Origin of the sequence: Aeromonas sp. EERV15 (assembly GCF_900079845.1) — a bacterium.
GTDB lineage: Bacteria > Pseudomonadota > Gammaproteobacteria > Enterobacterales > Aeromonadaceae > Aeromonas > Aeromonas sobria.
Genome location: NZ_FKKY02000003.1, coordinates 91,978 through 108,480, shown reverse-complemented (window position 1 = coordinate 108,480; position 16,503 = coordinate 91,978). Strand labels below are relative to the sequence as shown.

Sequence of the window (16,503 nt, the reverse complement as noted above, 5' to 3'; positions counted from 1 at the left end):
TTTTATAAGGCTTTTCCATACCGCCCGGCTTGTCCGGGCGGTTCTCTATCTGCCTTTGCGATGATACACTTAGCCACAAATGTCACAGTCAAAGCCTAACGAGTGAAGCAACCGGCCCAACTGTCTTTAGCCGTACAACTACCGGATGATGAAACCTTCGTCAGTTTTTATCCCGGCAACAATGCTCATCTGATCACCGCCCTCAAGAATGCGGCCATCGGCCAGGGATCGCCTTTCCTCTATTTTTGGGGTGCCAAGGGATCCGGGCGCTCTCATCTGCTCCATGCCACCTGTGCCGAGGTCAATGCCCGCGATGCGGCGGCGGCCTATCTCTCTCTCGATCAGTTTGAACAGCTCGATCCCAGCATGCTCGATGCCCTCGAAAGCCTGCCGCTGGTCTGTCTCGACAGTCTCGAGGCGATCGCCGGCAATGCCGTGTGGGAGCGGGCGCTGTTCGACTTCTACAATCGCTGGCAGGAGAAAGGAGAGGGGACGCTGGTGGTCACTGGCAGCAGTGCACCGCGCAAGCTGGGGTTACAGTTGCCGGATCTCGCCTCCCGTCTCGACTGGGGGGTAAGCTTTCATCTTGACGAACTGGATGATGAAGGCAAGCTCAGCGCCCTGCAACTGCGTGCCGAGCTGCGGGGCTTCAAACTGCCGATTGATGTGGGTCGTTTCCTGCTTAACCGACTTTCCCGCGACATGCGAACCCTGCTCACCACCCTCAATCAGCTCGACAACGCCTCATTTCGCGCCAAGCGCAAGCTGACCATCCCCTTTGTCAAAGAGATCCTCGAGCTCTGATCCTGCCGATATTGTACGGTTGCGTATCTGACCGACGTTTAAATGGCAGATAAATAGAAACCCCGGCTTCAGGCCGGGGTTTTGCTATTTCAAGGACTTTCTCAAAGAGTTCTGCCTATCAGTGGAACTGATCTTCTTCGGTGGAGCCGGTCAATGCGGTGACTGAGGATTGGCCACCCTGAATGACGGTGGTCACCTTGTCAAAGTAACCCGTGCCCACTTCCTGCTGGTGCGCCACGAAGGTGTAGCCACGGCTGGCGGCAGCAAACTCTGGCTCCTGCACCATTTCGACGTAGTGCTTCATCCCTTCGCCACGGGCGTACTGGTAGGCCAGCTCGTACATGTGGAACCACATGTTGTGGATACCCGCCAGGGTAATGAACTGGTACTTGTAACCCATGTCGGACAGTTCCTGCTGGAAGCGGGCGATGGTGGCATCGTCCAGATTCTTTTTCCAGTTGAAGCTGGGTGAACAGTTATAAGCCAGGATGGTGTCCGGGTACTGCGCCTTGATCGCTTCGGCAAACTTGCGCGCTTCGTCCAGATCCGGCTTGGCGGTTTCGCACCACACCATGTCGGCGTAGGGGGCATAGGCCAGACCACGGGAGATGGCCTGTTCGATACCTGCCTGCACCTTGTAGAAGCCTTCTGCGGTGCGCTCACCTGTCAGGAAGCCAGCATCATAAGGGTCGGCGTCGGTGGTCAGCAGATCCGCAGCGTTAGCATCGGTACGGGCGATCACTAGCGTGGTGGTGCCGCACACATCGGCTGCCAGACGGGCGGCAACCAGCTTTTGTACCGCTTCTTGAGTCGGCACCAGTACTTTGCCGCCCATATGGCCGCACTTCTTGACGGACGCGAGCTGATCTTCGAAGTGCACGCCAGCGGCACCCGCTTCAATCATCCCCTTCATCAGTTCAAAGGCATTCAGCACGCCGCCGAAACCGGCTTCGGCATCCGCCACGATCGGCAGGAAGTAGTCGATAAAGCCGGCATCTTGCGGGCCGACCTTGTTGGCCCACTGGATCTGATCGGCACGGGCGAAGGAGTTGTTGATGCGATCAACTACGGACGGTACCGAGTTGGCCGGGTAGAGGGACTGATCCGGGTACATGGTGGAGGACAAGTTGTTGTCCGCCGCCACTTGCCAGCCTGAGAGGTAGATCGCCTCTATGCCCGCTTTAGCCTGCTGTACCGCCTGGCCGCCAGTCAGGGCGCCGAGGCAGTTGACGTAGCCCTTTTTGGCGCTGCCATGGATCAGCTCCCACAGTTTGTCGGCGCCACGTTGGGCCAGGGTATGTGCAGGCTGCAAGCTGCCACGCAGGTTTACCACGTCTTCGGCGCTGTAGCCGCGCTTGATCCCTTTCCAGCGGGGGTTTTCTGCCCAGTCTTTCTCGATAGCCTGGATCTGTTGTTCACGGGTCAGTGCCATATCAGTTCCCTCTTTCATTGATTTCACGTTTCCATTGACTTGTTATTGGCGAGCCCCGCCCGGGGCCCGTGATTCAGAGCCGCTCGTAACCGGGCAGCGTCAGAAAATCGATCAGGGTGTCGGCGCAAGTGATCTGCTCCATCAGCTCGCTTGCCTCGGCAAAGCGTCCTGCCTGCCAGCGCTCGGTCCCTACTTCGGCTTTGACCACCTCCTGCTCCTCGGCCAGCAATTGGCGGAATAGCTCCTTGGTCACCACCTTGCCGTTGGCGAGGCTTTTGCCATGGCGGATCCACTGCCAGATGGAGGTGCGGGAGATCTCGGCGGTGGCGGCATCTTCCATCAGACCGTAGATGGGCACGCAGCCGTTGCCGTTGATCCAGGCCTCCAGATATTGCAGAGCAACGCGGATATTGGTGCGCATCCCCGCCTCGGTGCGCTCACCCTCACAGGGGGCCAGCAGGTCGGCGGCGGTGATGGGGGCATCCTGCTCACGCAGCACACCGATCTGGTTCTTGGCGCCAGCCGCGATGGTGGTGTTGAACACCTCCATCGCGGTATCGGCGAGGCCGGGGTGGGCGACCCAGGTACCATCGTGGCCGTTGTTGGCTTCGCGATCCTTGTCGGCTTTGACCTTGGCAAACACCTGTTCGTTGACGGCGGCATCCTTGGCCGGAATAAAGGCGGCCATGCCACCCATCGCCAGCGCCCCGCGCTTGTGACAGGTCTTGATCAGCAGCCGCGAGTAGGCACTCAGGAACGGCTTGTCCATGGTCACCACCTGGCGATCAGGCAGTACCCGATCCGGGTGGTTCTTCAAAGTCTTGATGTAGCTGAAGATGTAGTCCCAGCGGCCGCAGTTGAGGGCGACGATGTGATCCTTCATCTGGTAGAGCAGCTCATCCATCTCGAACACTGCCGGCAGGGTTTCAATCAGCACGGTGGCCTTGATGGTGCCACGGGGCAGACCGAACTTGTCCTCGGTCCAGGCGAATACCTCGCTCCACCAGCGCCCTTCCAGATTGCTCTGCAACTTGGGCACGTAGAAGTAGGGGCCCGAGCCTTTGGCCAGCAGTGCCTGATAGTTGTGCAGGAAATAGAGGGCAAAATCGAACAGGCCGCCGGGGATGGGCTGGCCATCGAAGGTGACATGTTTTTCCGGCAGGTGCAGACCGCGCACCCGGCAGATAAGCACGGCCGGATTGGGGTTCAGGGTATAAGCCTTTCCTTCCGGACTGGTGTAGGAGACGGTGCCGTTGACCGCATCGCGCAGATTGATCTGCCCCTCGATCACTTTATTCCAGGCGGGGGCCAGTGAATCTTCGAAGTCGGCCATGAACACTTTGACGTTGGCGTTGAGGGCGTTGATCACCATCTTGCGCTCGACCGGGCCGGTGATCTCCACACGGCGGTCTTGAAGGTCGGCAGGAATACCACGAATGGTCCAGTCACCTTCACGGATGTGGGCGGTTTCCGGCAGGAAGTCAGGCAGCTCGCCGCCATCGATACGGGCTTGACGTGCCACACGTTGTTTCAGCAATTCCCCTCTTTGGGGAGCAAAACGTTCCACCAGTTCGGAGACCAGAGCCACCGCGTCCGGCGTCAGAATTTGCGCGTATTCGGGCAGCATCTCGCCCTGGATGCGAAGGCGGGCGCTGCAGTGGGTCTGAGCCGGTGCCGACATAAGGTTCACTCCTTTGAGAATTACATTTTGAACTTACTAACTACGACTAAAGTCGAATCCCTGTTCTTGCAAACTTCCCGTAACACCGGGATAACACGATTGATAAGGTGCGAAATATTGTTGATTACGTCAACAGTTTTTTTTAAACGCTCGTTTTTGACATAAGGTTAAGTTAATGTTTTTTATCGATTTATGTGGTTGGTATAAAAGCTCTACACAGATGGTTATGCTCCTGCTTTTTCCCATCGGACAACGGCTAATTTGGGCCGTGACCCTGCCCCTCATTTCGTAACTTATTACGTAATAAAATTACAAATGCAAAAACAAATCCCGACCTTACTCCAGGCTTTGCCAAAACAGCCGTATAAAGCGTGTTTGAATATGCCATTTAGGGTTCTGCCTTTACTAATGCTGGCGAGTGAACGACTGTTTTAAACTTGCATGGGTGGGGTGGGCTCTGTTGGCTCTAGCTGTTGTAGCGATGGAAAGTGAAGCGCAATAACGTAGGTTTGTATCAGTTGTCGGGGGTAATGGCAGGGAGGTGAGGGGAATGAATGTCAGTCAATAATACTGCCATCCTTGATAGAATTAGCAGTTTGTCGTTTTTTGCTACGTCGTCGCCAAGTGGTGGAAAAAGAGACGTTAAACAGAGGGAGTACGGGAAGATTGCGCAGCCACTTGGCTGGGCTCAATAGTCATCATCCGGCTCAGCCAAGTCGATCACATCCAGCTGGATGACTCGTTCATCGTCGTTTTCGGTGTTGCAAGGGGTGTCGTGAGGAACGGAATAGAGCGGAATGGCGGGTGTGAAATCGGTGGTCTGGTTCATGCCTGGTCCTGTGTTGAACGCAAGCCGGACAGTGATCCCTTCACTGGTGTTTCTACCTCCCTGTGTTGTCTACCGGCAGAAAGGTGCGCATCTTAATGAGTTCGTCAAAAAGATTCAAGTGGTTCTGGCTGTTTTTTGTGCTTGGTGAGCAGGCATCGTCAGGAGGATAAATCGGAGGCAAAAAAATAGCCCCGTCGTTTGACTGGGCTATTCTCGGGGAAAATGGTCGGTGTGAGAGGATTCGAACCTCCGACCCTCTACACCCCATGCAGATGCGCTACCTGGCTGCGCTACACACCGACGGAGTCAGTTCGAGCTGACGGAAGGGAGTCTAATGATATGAATCTGTTGGTGCAACTCCTTTTTTATCAGTGAGATGCCAACTGCTACTTTATTGTGCAGACAAGATGTGGCTTGGGCATGAAGGGGAGATTTGGCATAATCGGCGACCCGTCGCCGCCCTGTCATAGTGGCGTTATGTACCGGTTCAGATAACCGCATGGCATGGGCGAGGGATCAGCGAATCGATATCTATAGAGAGGCATGGGCGTGAAACCAGCAGCGGTCACAGAGATACTCAGTCACACAGCACAGGATGAACAGTGGATGCGCCATGCCATGGTATTGGCCGCCCGTGCCGAAGGGATCGGCGAGATCCCGGTCGGCGCCGTGTTGGTGCTGGATGGACAGGTGGTGGGGGAGGGGTGGAACCGCTCCATCAGCGAGCACGATGCCTGTGCCCATGCCGAGGTGATGGCGATCCGGGCGGCGGGCAAGCAGCTGACGAACTACCGGCTGCTCGACACCGTACTCTATGTGACGCTGGAGCCCTGCTGCATGTGTGCCGGTGCGCTGATCCATAGTCGGGTCAAGCGGGTGGTCTATGGCGCCAGAGATCTCAAGACCGGAGCTGCCGGGTCAGTGTTCGAGATTTTGCAGGATCCGCGTCATAACCACAGGATCGAGCTGACTGGCGGGGTGCTGGCCGAGGCTTGCTCGGCCCAGCTTTCTGCGTTTTTCAAACGCCGCCGGGCTGAGAAGAAGGCAGCTAAGTTGGTGCTGCAACAATCAAACGATGTTCTTTCCTGAATGATTCAGCGGGCAGTGTTCACTGCCCGCTGATCGCTATTTTAAATATGTGTATATAAACAGTTAGTTAAGTTTGTCCTTCCTGAGATAAATCCCGCTTTTTGTGCCCCGCAATAACCTCTTTCAAACAGGCGCTCATGTAACAAAACTGTCATGTTACTGCCATATAATCCCGCCAAGCCTAGCTTACATTGAGGTTTTGCATGTCATCGGAATCGTTAAATTTGGTTATGGCGGGCAGTAGAAAACGCCGGATCAAGGACAAATTAGCCAAATATGGCGTCACCACAGGCGGAGCCCTGGTACTGGTGGCCCTGTTGCTTATCTTCTTCTATCTGCTTTATGTGGTGAAACCCATCTTCAATGGCGCCACCATGGAGCCGACTGCGTCATTTACGCTGCCCGTTGCAGGCAAGACCGCCTGGCTCGGAATGGAGGAGCAGAACGAGATCGGCTATCGCTTCAGCGATAAAGGGCTGGTCAACTTCTTCGCCCTTCAGGGAGAGGGCAAGGTCAAGATCGGGCAGTCTCTGGGGAATGGCCAGGTCACGGGTGACATCACCACAGTGACCAGTCCGGCGCCGGGCCAGAAGCTTATTGCCTATGGCTTTGCCGATGGCAAGGCGCAAGTTGTCCAACCGGCGTTCAAGGTCTCTTATCCCAACGATGTTCGGGTGATCGAGCCCAGCCTGCAATATCCTTTCGGCGAAGAGCCGGTGGTGATCGACCCGCAAGGCAAGCCGTTGCAGCAGCTGGTGTTCGAAGCCACCAAGGACAAGATGGCCACTGCCGCCGTGACCGAAGATGGTCGTGGCGTGATGACGGTGATGAGCGGTGAGGAGAACTTCCTCTCCGGCGAGGTGGAGTGGAGCTCCCAAAACTACAGCATTCCTGCTTTGCCGCGCCATGTGGATCAGCTGCTGCTGACCCCGAACCTTCGCATCTTGCTGGTGCGCGAAGGCAATCGCCTCTCTGTCTATGACATCCATAATCTCAGCGAAATATCGCTGCGTAATGTGATGGAGATTAACGCCCCCAATGCCAACGTGACCCGGGTTGAGCTGCTTTCTGGCGCCTCCTCCCTGCTAGTGGGCAACGACAATGGCATTATCTCCCAGTGGTTTGAAGTGGCGAAAGATGGCAAACGTCAGTTTACCCAAATCCGTGACTTTAAAGGCGATGGCGCTGTGGATCTGCTGACGCCAGAGCATTACCGCAAAGGCTTCGTCAGTGCCGACAAGGATGGCGCCATCAGCTTCTTCCATGCCACTGGCGAGACCAAGTTGCTGAGTGAAAAGGTCGCGGGCGGTGAGCTGTCTGCGTTGGCGATCTCTCCTCGTCACAACACGCTGCTGATGCAGCAGGGCAATACCTTCACCGTGTTTGCGGTCGAGAACGATCACCCCGAGGTTACCTGGTCTGCCCTGTGGCAAGAGGTGTGGTATGAGGGGTATCCGGAGCCGCAATATGTGTGGCAATCCACCTCTGCCAGCAACGACTTCGAAGCCAAGCTGAGCCTGGTGCCGCTGGTGTTCGGCACCCTGAAAGCCTCGTTCTACGCCATGGTGTTTGCGGTGCCGCTCGGTGTTGCCGGTGCCATCTACACCGCTTACTTCATGTCGGCGGGGTTGCGCAAATACGTCAAGCCGACCGTCGAGATCATGGCGGCGCTGCCGACCGTTATTCTCGGCTTCCTGGCCGGGCTGTGGTTAGCCCCCATCATCGAAGGGGCCTTGCCGGGCGTCATCTTGTTGCTGATATTGCTGCCGATGGGAATGCTGTTGACCGCGTTGCTTTGGCACTATCTGCCGGAGCGCGGCAAGTCATGGTTGCCGGAAGGGTGGCACGCTATCTTGCTGATCCCGGTGCTGCTGTTCATCGGTTGGGGGGCCTTTGCCTTGAGCCCGCTCATCGAGAATGTCTTTATGAACGGCGATTCGCGTATCTGGCTGACCCACGAAATGGGCATCAAGTTTGACCAGCGCAACTCACTGGTGGTCGGTATCGCCATGGGCTTTGCGGTCATCCCCACCATCTTCTCGATTGCTGAAGATGCGGTCTTCTCGGTGCCCAAGCACCTCACTCAGGGCTCGCTGGCCCTCGGTGCGACCCCGTGGCAGACCTTGAGCCGGGTGGTGATCCTCACCGCCAGTCCCGGTATCTTCTCGGCGGTGATGATGGGCTTGGGCCGCGCGGTGGGCGAGACCATGATCGTACTGATGGCTACCGGCAACACCCCCATCATGGACTTCTCCATGTTCCAGGGATTGCGTACGTTGGCTGCCAACATCGCGGTGGAGATGCCTGAATCGGAAGTGGGCAGTTCTCACTATAGGGTGCTGTTCCTCGCGGCCTTCGTCCTGTTTGTGTTCACCTTTTTCTTCAACACCCTGGCCGAGTTTGTCCGTCAGCGGTTGCGTGAAAAATACAGCTCGATGTAAGGGGCGACTCTGTAATGGACAAGGAATCGACAATGGGTAAGTGGTTTAAATCAGGGGCCCCCTGGATCTGGATGACCGGCGGCGCCGTCAGCCTGAGTCTGGTGGCGGTGCTGGGTCTGCTACTGCTAATCGGCTGGCGTGGGCTGGTCTACTTTTGGCCTCACCCCATCTATGAATGGCAACTTGAAGATGCCAGTGGCAATAAAAGTGTATTGATCGGCGAGATCAACGATCGTGAGCTGGTGCCTGTGGAGCGATTGCGCGCCGCAGGTCTGCCGCTGGAAGGGGAAGAGCGTGAGGTGTTGACCCGCTATCTGGTCAAGACCGGCAACCGCGAGTTCGTCGACCTCGATTTTCGCTGGGTGCTGGAGACCGACATCAAGTCCCAAAGCCAGCCCGCTGAGCTGACCATGGTGGAGCGTTCTACCAATGGTAACTTTTATGGTTACATCGCCTCGGTGAAAGAGGATGGGCGCGAGTTTACCGAGGATCTCCATCCTGCATTGTTGCGGATGCTGGCCCGTGCCAATTCCCTTTCCGAGCAGGCCAACGACCTGCAAAAAGGGGACATTGGCAGTATCAACTATCAGTTGGAGCGGCTGCGGCTGAAAGAGCGCAAGGCCGAGCTGGATGACAAGCTGACCGCGCAGCTCAAAGCCGAACTGGCCAGCGAGCGAAAGACGCTGAACGACCGTTATCAGGTGCTCGAGAAGGAGCTCTTCTCTCTGCGCAGCCAGGCAGACCGCGACTCGATTACCGTCAAGGATATGCGCGGCGAGCTGGTGACCATGCCGATGTCCAAGGTGCTGGATGTGGTCTGGCCCAACGATATGAACCTGATAGCCAAAGTGGGTTACTGGTTCCACCAGATCGGCAAATTCGTCTCGGACGATCCCCGTGAGGCCAATACCGAGGGGGGCGTGTTCCCGGCCATCTTCGGCACCGTGTTCATGGTGATCCTGATGGCGATCATTGTCACGCCGCTGGGAGTGGTGGCTGCGGTCTACCTGCACGAGTACGCAGGCAAGAACAGTTTGACCAAGATTATCCGGATCGCGGTGATCAACCTGGCGGGCGTGCCCTCCATCGTCTACGGCGTGTTTGGTCTGGGTTTCTTTGTCTATACGCTGGGTGGTTCACTGGATCAGCTGTTCTACCCAGAAGCGCTGCCGAGCCCGACCTTTGGTTCACCCGGTGTTATCTGGTCGGCACTGACCCTGGCGATCCTGACCCTGCCGGTGGTGATTGTCTCCACTGAAGAGGGGCTGTCCCGTATTCCCAGTACCATTCGTCAGGGGTCACTGGCGCTCGGTGCCACCCAGGCCGAGACCCTATGGCGTATCGTGCTGCCGATGGCGAGCCCGGCCATCATGACCGGCCTTATTCTGGCGATTGCCCGTGCTGCGGGGGAAGTGGCCCCCTTGATGCTGGTCGGTGTGGTGAAACTGGCGCCGACCCTGCCGATGGATGGCAACTTCCCGTACCTGCATGTGGAGCGCAAGTTCATGCACCTTGGCTTCCACATCTATGATGTCGGATTCCAGAGCCCCAACGTCGAAGCCGCACGGCCGCTGGTGTATGCCACGTCTTTCCTGCTGGTGACGGTGATCGTTGGCCTGAACTTGACGGCTATCGGTATTCGTAACCATCTGCGTGAAAAATTCCGGTCGTTGGAGCATTAATCCAGCCACCCCAGATTGATATAGCGGTAATCGATTGGCGGCAAATGTGCCTGCCGCCATCGTTACCAAGTAGGTATTCAGGTGGTTGGCATCGAGCGGTGCCAGCCACCCCAGACTGATTTGAGGTAACAGATGATCAACGTAACGACCACCGCCACCCAGCACACCGCACTGGACTTGCTGAACCTGAGCCCGCAGCAGACCGCGCTGGAGGTGAAGGATCTCAACCTGTACTACGGCAACAAGCAGGCGCTGTTCAACGTCAACATGAAGATCCCCAAAGGCCAGGTAACCGCCTTTATCGGGCCATCCGGTTGTGGTAAATCGACCCTGCTGCGCTGCATCAACCGGATGAATGATCTGGTGGATATCTGCCGCATCGAAGGGGAAATTCAACTGCATGGTCACAACATCTATGACAAGAGCGTGGATGTCTCCGCCCTGCGCCGTCAGGTGGGCATGGTGTTCCAGCGTCCCAACCCGTTCCCCAAGTCGATCTATGAGAACGTGGTGTATGGCTTGCGCCTGCAAGGGATCAACGATCGCCGTACGCTGGATGAAGCCGCCGAGCGTTCGTTGCGCGGCGCAGCCTTGTGGGAGGAGGTAAAGGATCGTCTGCACGACAACGCCTTTGGTCTTTCTGGTGGTCAGCAGCAGCGTCTGGTGATTGCCCGCGCCATCGCCATCGAGCCGGAAGTTTTGTTACTTGATGAGCCGACCTCGGCACTTGACCCGATTTCAACCCTCACCATCGAGGAGCTGATCAACGAGTTGAAAAGCCAGTTCACCGTGGTGATCGTGACCCACAACATGCAGCAGGCGGCTCGGGTGTCGGATCAGACCGCCTTTATGTATATGGGCGAGCTTATCGAGTACTCGAATACCAACACCATTTTTACTACCCCGGCCAAGAAAAAGACCGAAGATTACATCACCGGTCGTTACGGCTAAGCCGCTGGTGGCGCAATGAGTGGGATCAGTAACATGAGTATCAATAAACAGATTACCAGCCAGTTCAACGGCTAAGGCATAATCGGAGCATCAAGGATTATTTGTATGGACAATATGAACCTCAATAAACACATCTCCGGTCAGTTCAATGCCGAGCTCGAAAATGTGCGCAATCAGGTGTTGGTGATGGGAGGACTGGTAGAGCAACAACTCACCGATGCCATCGCCGCCATCCACGATCAGGATCTGGATGCCGCGCGCAAAATCGTAGCCAAAGACCATGCGGTCAATGCGATGGAAGTGGCGATCGACGAGGAGTGCACCCGCATCATCGCCAAGCGTCAACCTACCGCCTCCGACCTGCGGCTGGTGATGGCGATCATCAAAACCATCACGGATCTGGAGCGGATCGGCGATGTGGCTGACAAAATTGCCCGCATGCTGACCGATAACGCCAACAAGCCCCAGCCACCCTTGGTCTCTTTGGAGAACATGGGCCGTCGCACCATCAAGATGCTGCACGATGTGCTCGATGCCTTCGCCCGCATGGATCTGGATGCGGCGCTGGCGGTCTACAAGGAAGATGACAAGGTTGATCGGGAGTACGAGTCCATCATTCGTGAACTGATGACCTATATGATGGAAGATCCTCGCACCATCCCTCAGGTTCTCAACGTATTGTGGGCGGCACGGGCCATCGAGCGGGTCGGCGATCGTTGCCAGCACATCTGCGAATACATCGTTTACTACGTGAAAGGCAAGGATGTGCGTCATACCAAGGGAGATGACTTGGGTGCCCTGTTGGGTAAGGACTAAGCTGAAGTGAATAAAAAGGCGCGCCAAGCGCCTTTTTTTGTTGCACCTGTCCGCAGAGTAAGATAAAGCACCCAATACGCTGTTTTCTGGTAGAATAGCGCCCCTGTGTGGGTCCCGGATGGGCTCACGGTCTGGTCTCCCAGGCCCAGTTTACCGTCTTGTGCTAAGACGGGTGTAGCAATAGGTTCATCATGAGTTTTGCCGATAGTGTGTTTTTTTTAATGCTGCTGGTTGGCGGTAGTGTGTTTTTCTCCCTCTCCGAGATCTCTCTCGCCGCCTCTCGCAAGATCAAGTTGCAGGTCATGGCGGACGAAGGTAATCGCCAGGCCGAAAAGGTGCTGGCGCTGCAAGCCCAGCCGGGCAACTTTTTTACCGTGGTACAGATTGGCCTCAATACTGTCGCCATTTTGGGCGGTATTCTGGGCGAGTCAGCCCTGAACCCCGCTATCAAGCTGTTTGTCGCTCGCTTCTATCAAGGCCCCTGGCTCTCCGAGATAAGCTCGATCGTCTCTTTCGTCGTCGTTACCAGCCTGTTTATCCTGATCGCCGACCTGATGCCCAAACGCCTTGCCATGAGTATGCCGGAGCGGGTTGCCGTGGTGGTAGTGCGCCCCATGCTGCTGTGCGTGACCCTGCTGATGCCACTGGTGTGGTTCTTCAACGGCATGGCGAACGGACTGTTCCGCCTGCTGCGGGTCTCCATGATCCGCAACGACGAGATCACTTCCGACGATATCTATGCGGTGATGGATGCCGGCGCCGAGGCTGGGGTTATCCAGCGCGAGGAGCATCAGCTGATCGAGAACGTGTTCGAGTTGCAGTCCCTTGGCGTCACCTCTGCCATGACGGCCCGCGAGAGCCTGATCTACTTCACTCTGCAAGAGGGCGAAGAGAGCATCAAGGCCAAGATCGCCGAGCACCCTCACAACAAGTTTCTGGTCTGTGACCACAACCTCGACAGCATCAAGGGCTTTGTCGATGCCAAAGAGCTGCTGATCCGCGTTATCGGCGGCCAGAGCATCGATCTCATCGGTGGCAACCTGGTGCAGAACGTCATCATCATCCCCGATACCCTTAACCTCTATGAGGCGATGGAGTACTTCAAGAATCATCGTGGCGACTTTGCCGTGGTGATGAACGAGTACGCGCTGGTGGTGGGGATTGTCACCATGAACGACCTGATGAGTACCGTGATGGGCGAGTGGGCGACCCACGTGGTGGAAGAGCAGATTGTTCAGCGCGACGAAAACTCCTGGCTGGTGGACGGGGTGACCCCGATCTCGGATGTGATGCGATCGTTCGACATAGAGGCATTCCCGGAAAGCCAGAACTACGAAACCATCGCCGGTTTTATTATGTTTATGCTGCGCAAGATCCCCAAGCGTACCGACTCGGTCACCTACGCCGGTTACAAGTTTGAAGTAGTGGATATCGACAGCTACAAGATTGATCAGCTGCTGGTTACCCGGGTTGAGCCGGTGGTGGCCGAGAAGCCAGCTCAGGAATCGTAAAGGAGCGACATAAGAGTCATGAAGATGCAGTCTCATTCCCGAGTGTTTGCCTGCGCCGCGCTCGCCCTGGCACTGGGTGCCTGTAGCCAGAGTGCACCGCGCAAAGCCACAGTGGCAACCAAGCCGGTTGCTCCCCAGCCTGCTGTGGTGGTGCCGCAGCCGGATCCCGATGCGGTGGTGCAAAGCGGCATGGCAGAGCCGAGCCCGGTGTTCGATGAAGAGTATCACGGCCCGGATCAGGGCTCGCTGGAGTCAGTGACCGCCCTGTTTGCCCGCGGTTACATCGAGTCCGCCATGCGCGAGACCATGCTGGCGGCGGTGCACAACGACTATCCGCTGCTCGGCATGCGGGATGTGCGGCTAACCGATCCTGTCTCCAAATTCCTCACCTCCGAGCATGCAGCAATGACGGCCCATGACTACCTTTATGCTGGTGTGCAGCGCCGCCTCGGTCGTCCGCTCAGCCCAGCCCAGTGGGAGCAGATCTGGCGCGGCCTGCCCCAGCAGGGTCGGGTTTCCGACTGGGTCAAACAGATCAAGCGAGTGCTGGCCGGGCGTTAAGTCGCCAGCGGATCAAAATAGTGATGAGGCCACCTTCGGGTGGCCTCTTGCATTTCTGCGTTTGCCCAGCTGGTCGCATGCTGATTTCTGCTGATACTGATTGCCGCCAATGGTGCTTTGTTTTATCTTGTTTTGGACATCTAAACATCTATATGTTTTTATGGCTGAATTATGAAGGTGCTTCACCAGGATGAAGCCGGACGATCTGCAGCGATTCAGCGCGAAACCGCAGATCAACAAAACAAACAGATAAACACGCAAATAAACAACGCACATAACAAAGAGACACGACAGATGGAAACCAGGGAATTGTGGGTGCTGGATGGGGGCATGGGGCGCGAGCTGGCACGGCGGGGGGCACCGTTTCGTCAGCCAGAGTGGTCGGCGCTGGCCTTGATGGAGGCGCCAGAGACGGTGCGCGAAGTGCATCAGGCCTATGTGGCGAGCGGAGCCCGGGTCATCACCACCAACAGCTATGCGCTGGTGCCGTTCCATATCGGCGATGAACGTTTCTTTGCCGAAGGGGAGGGGCTGGCAGCTCTGGCTGGCCAACTGGCCCGTGAGGTGGCTGACGATCAGAAGGGCGCCGTGCAGGTGGCGGGTTCCTTGCCGCCGCTGTTTGGCTCTTACCGCGCCGACCTGTTCAAGGCGGACAAGGTGAGCGAGCTGGCCATGCCGCTTATCCGGGCGCTGACGCCCCATGTGGATATCTGGCTGGCCGAGACCATGAGCCTCATCGCCGAGCCACTGGCCCTGAGAGCGCTGCTGCCGGAAGATGGCAAGCCGTTCTGGGTCTCTTTCACTCTGGAAGATGAGGCGCCGGGCCACGAGCCTCTACTTCGTTCCGGCGAGCGGGTGGCCGATGCGGTTACTGCGCTGGTGGCGGTCGGGGTTGATGCCATCCTGTTCAACTGCTGCCAGCCCGAGGTGATCGAGGGGGCCCTCGAGGTTGCCCGCGCCCGATTGCAGGCGCTGGGCCGCGCTGATATTCGCCTCGGTGCCTATGCCAACGCCTTCCCGCCACAGCCCAAAGAGGCCACTGCCAACGATGGGCTGGACGAGATCCGCGCCGATCTGGGGCCGCTGGATTATCTCGGCTGGGCCGAACGCTGGCGCGCAGCCGGCGCCAATCTGATCGGCGGTTGCTGCGGCATCGGCCCCGAGCATATTCAGGCGCTGAGCAGCCGGTTGCGCTAAGGAGCACCCATGAAAGAGAGCAAAATTGGGCTCTGGTCCCTCACCGCGCTGGTATTCAGCTCCATGGTGGGGGCGGGGATTTTCAGCCTGCCCCAGAACATGGCCGAGGTAGCGGGGGCGCGTGCCGTGTTAATCGGCTGGGGCGTGACCGGGGTAGGCATAGTGGCGCTCGCCATGAGTTTTCTCTATCTGTCGCGGCTCAGGCCGGATCTTGACGGCGGCATCTACAGCTACGCTCGCGCCGGTTTTGGCGAACTGGTGGGCTTTTTCTCCGCCTGGGGCTATTGGCTGTGCGCCACCATCGGTGTGGTGGGCTATCTGGTGATCGCCTTTGCGGCGCTGGGCAGCTTTGTCGATACCCCCGAACAGATCTGGTTTGGTGATGGCAATACATTGGCGGCTTTTGTCGGCGAGTCCTGCATCCTCTGGGCGGTGCACCTGCTGGTGGCCCGTGGCGTGCAGCAGGCGGCGCTGTTCAATCTGGTGGCGACCCTGGCCAAGAGCCTGCCGCTGCTGCTGTTTATCCTGTTCGCCTGCTACTGGTTCGACCCGGTCACCTTCGCGGCGGATCAACAGGGCAGCACCCTGGCGATACCGGTCTCCGAGCAGGTGCGCAACACCATGCTGATCACCCTCTGGGTCTTTACCGGTATCGAGGGGGCTGCCGTTTTGTCGGCCCGCGCCAGAAACCGGCGGGATGTGGGCACTGCCACCGTACTTGGTGTCGTGTTGGCGCTGCTGCTCTATGTGCTTATCTCGGTGCTGGCGCTGGGGATATTGAGTCGGCCCGAGCTGGCGGCGCTGCCCAACCCCTCCATGGCAGGGCTGATGGCCCAGATGACCGGCTCCTGGGGTAAGCTGCTGATAAGCTCCGGCCTTATCGTCTCTGTGCTCGCCTCCTACGTGAGCTGGACCCTGTTCTCGGCCGAGGTGCCGTTCAGCGCGGCCCGACATGGCGCATTTCCTGCTATCTTCCGGCGTCAGAACCACAACGGGACGCCTATCGCATCGCTCTGGCTCACCAGTCTGACGGTGCAGACATGCCTGCTGCTGGTGTGGCTGCTCGGCAAGGGCTACACCAGTTTGCTGCTTATCTCCACCTCGATGATCCTGGTGCCCTACCTGCTGATCGGTCTGTTTCTGCTCAAGCTCTCGTTCAGCAGGAAGGGGGAGTGTGGGCAGGGCCGAAGCCTGATGCGGGCGGTGGCGCTGGTGTCGAGCGGTTACGGCTTCTGGCTGCTCTATGCAGCCGGGGTGGAGTATCTGCTGCTCTCTTTGCTGCTCTACGGGCCGGGCCTGCTGCTGTTTCTCTACAGCCGCCGTCAGCTGGGGGCGGATCTGCGCCTGAGCGGCCGCGAGCGATGGCTGGCCGGAGTGACCTTGCTGAGCCTGATCCCCGCCGTCTGGTCGTTCGCCCATTTTTGACATCGAAGATGTGACTGACCATAAAAGAGAGCGCCACAGTGGCGCTCTCTTTTTATCAGGGACTTGTTATCCGGGAGTTGCTAT

General features: G+C 57.5%; 13 protein-coding genes and 1 tRNA gene. 10 read left to right on the top strand and 4 right to left on the bottom strand.

What is annotated here, in order from left to right:
• Positions 1-102 precede the first annotated feature (102 nt).
• Positions 103-804, top strand: a complete 702-nt coding sequence (gene hda / locus BN4575_RS03705) for a DnaA inactivator Hda (RefSeq protein ID WP_068977190.1) — start codon at positions 103-105, stop codon at positions 802-804.
• Between the two features lie 118 nt (positions 805-922).
• Here the strand turns inward: hda and aceA are convergent, their stop codons facing one another.
• From aceA to BN4575_RS03690, 4 genes are all read right to left on the bottom strand, one after another.
• Positions 923-2,236, bottom strand: a complete 1,314-nt coding sequence (gene aceA / locus BN4575_RS03700) for an isocitrate lyase (RefSeq protein ID WP_042022090.1) — start codon at positions 2,234-2,236, stop codon at positions 923-925.
• A gap of 73 nt (positions 2,237-2,309) precedes the next feature.
• Entirely contained in the window at positions 2,310-3,917 is a 1,608-nt protein-coding gene (gene aceB / locus BN4575_RS03695) for a malate synthase A (protein ID WP_068977189.1), read from the bottom strand.
• Positions 3,918-4,605: 688 nt separating this feature from the next.
• Positions 4,606-4,746, bottom strand: coding sequence for a hypothetical protein (locus tag BN4575_RS22045; RefSeq protein WP_162850117.1), 141 nt, complete (start codon positions 4,744-4,746; stop codon positions 4,606-4,608).
• A gap of 223 nt (positions 4,747-4,969) precedes the next feature.
• Positions 4,970-5,046, bottom strand: a tRNA-Pro gene (locus BN4575_RS03690).
• A 243-nt stretch (positions 5,047-5,289) separates the two neighbouring features.
• Between BN4575_RS03690 and tadA the strand changes: the two genes are divergently transcribed.
• The 9 genes from tadA (at position 5,290) to BN4575_RS03645 (ending at position 16,419) form a co-directional block, all read left to right on the top strand.
• Positions 5,290-5,835, top strand: coding sequence for a tRNA adenosine(34) deaminase TadA (tadA, locus tag BN4575_RS03685; protein ID WP_042022095.1), 546 nt, complete (start codon positions 5,290-5,292; stop codon positions 5,833-5,835).
• Positions 5,836-6,038: 203 nt separating this feature from the next.
• Positions 6,039-8,276 (top strand): ABC transporter permease subunit, encoded by a 2,238-nt coding sequence (locus BN4575_RS03680; protein ID WP_042022097.1) that lies wholly within the window; start codon positions 6,039-6,041, stop codon positions 8,274-8,276.
• 32 nt (positions 8,277-8,308) lie between these two features.
• The gene (gene pstA / locus BN4575_RS03675; protein WP_068977188.1) at positions 8,309-9,958 is read left to right on the top strand and encodes a phosphate ABC transporter permease PstA; all 1,650 of its coding nucleotides are present in this window, start codon (positions 8,309-8,311) and stop codon (positions 9,956-9,958) included.
• A 132-nt stretch (positions 9,959-10,090) separates the two neighbouring features.
• The gene (gene pstB, locus BN4575_RS03670; RefSeq protein ID WP_042022101.1) at positions 10,091-10,909 is read left to right on the top strand and encodes a phosphate ABC transporter ATP-binding protein PstB; all 819 of its coding nucleotides are present in this window, start codon (positions 10,091-10,093) and stop codon (positions 10,907-10,909) included.
• Positions 10,910-11,014: 105 nt separating this feature from the next.
• Positions 11,015-11,725: a phosphate signaling complex protein PhoU gene (gene phoU / locus BN4575_RS03665; RefSeq protein WP_042022103.1), complete on the top strand. Its 711-nt coding sequence runs from the start codon at positions 11,015-11,017 to the stop codon at positions 11,723-11,725.
• A gap of 191 nt (positions 11,726-11,916) precedes the next feature.
• Complete coding sequence (locus BN4575_RS03660; RefSeq protein WP_042022106.1) at positions 11,917-13,236, top strand: hemolysin family protein; 1,320 nt, start codon at positions 11,917-11,919, stop codon at positions 13,234-13,236.
• An 18-nt stretch (positions 13,237-13,254) separates the two neighbouring features.
• Positions 13,255-13,797: a hypothetical protein gene (locus BN4575_RS03655; protein ID WP_068977187.1), complete on the top strand. Its 543-nt coding sequence runs from the start codon at positions 13,255-13,257 to the stop codon at positions 13,795-13,797.
• 294 nt (positions 13,798-14,091) lie between these two features.
• A complete protein-coding gene (locus BN4575_RS03650) occupies positions 14,092-14,994 on the top strand; it encodes a homocysteine S-methyltransferase family protein (RefSeq protein WP_068977186.1) in 903 nt (300 codons plus the stop codon).
• A 9-nt stretch (positions 14,995-15,003) separates the two neighbouring features.
• Positions 15,004-16,419: a basic amino acid/polyamine antiporter gene (locus tag BN4575_RS03645; protein WP_068977185.1), complete on the top strand. Its 1,416-nt coding sequence runs from the start codon at positions 15,004-15,006 to the stop codon at positions 16,417-16,419.
• The last annotated feature ends 84 nt before the right edge of the window (positions 16,420-16,503 follow it).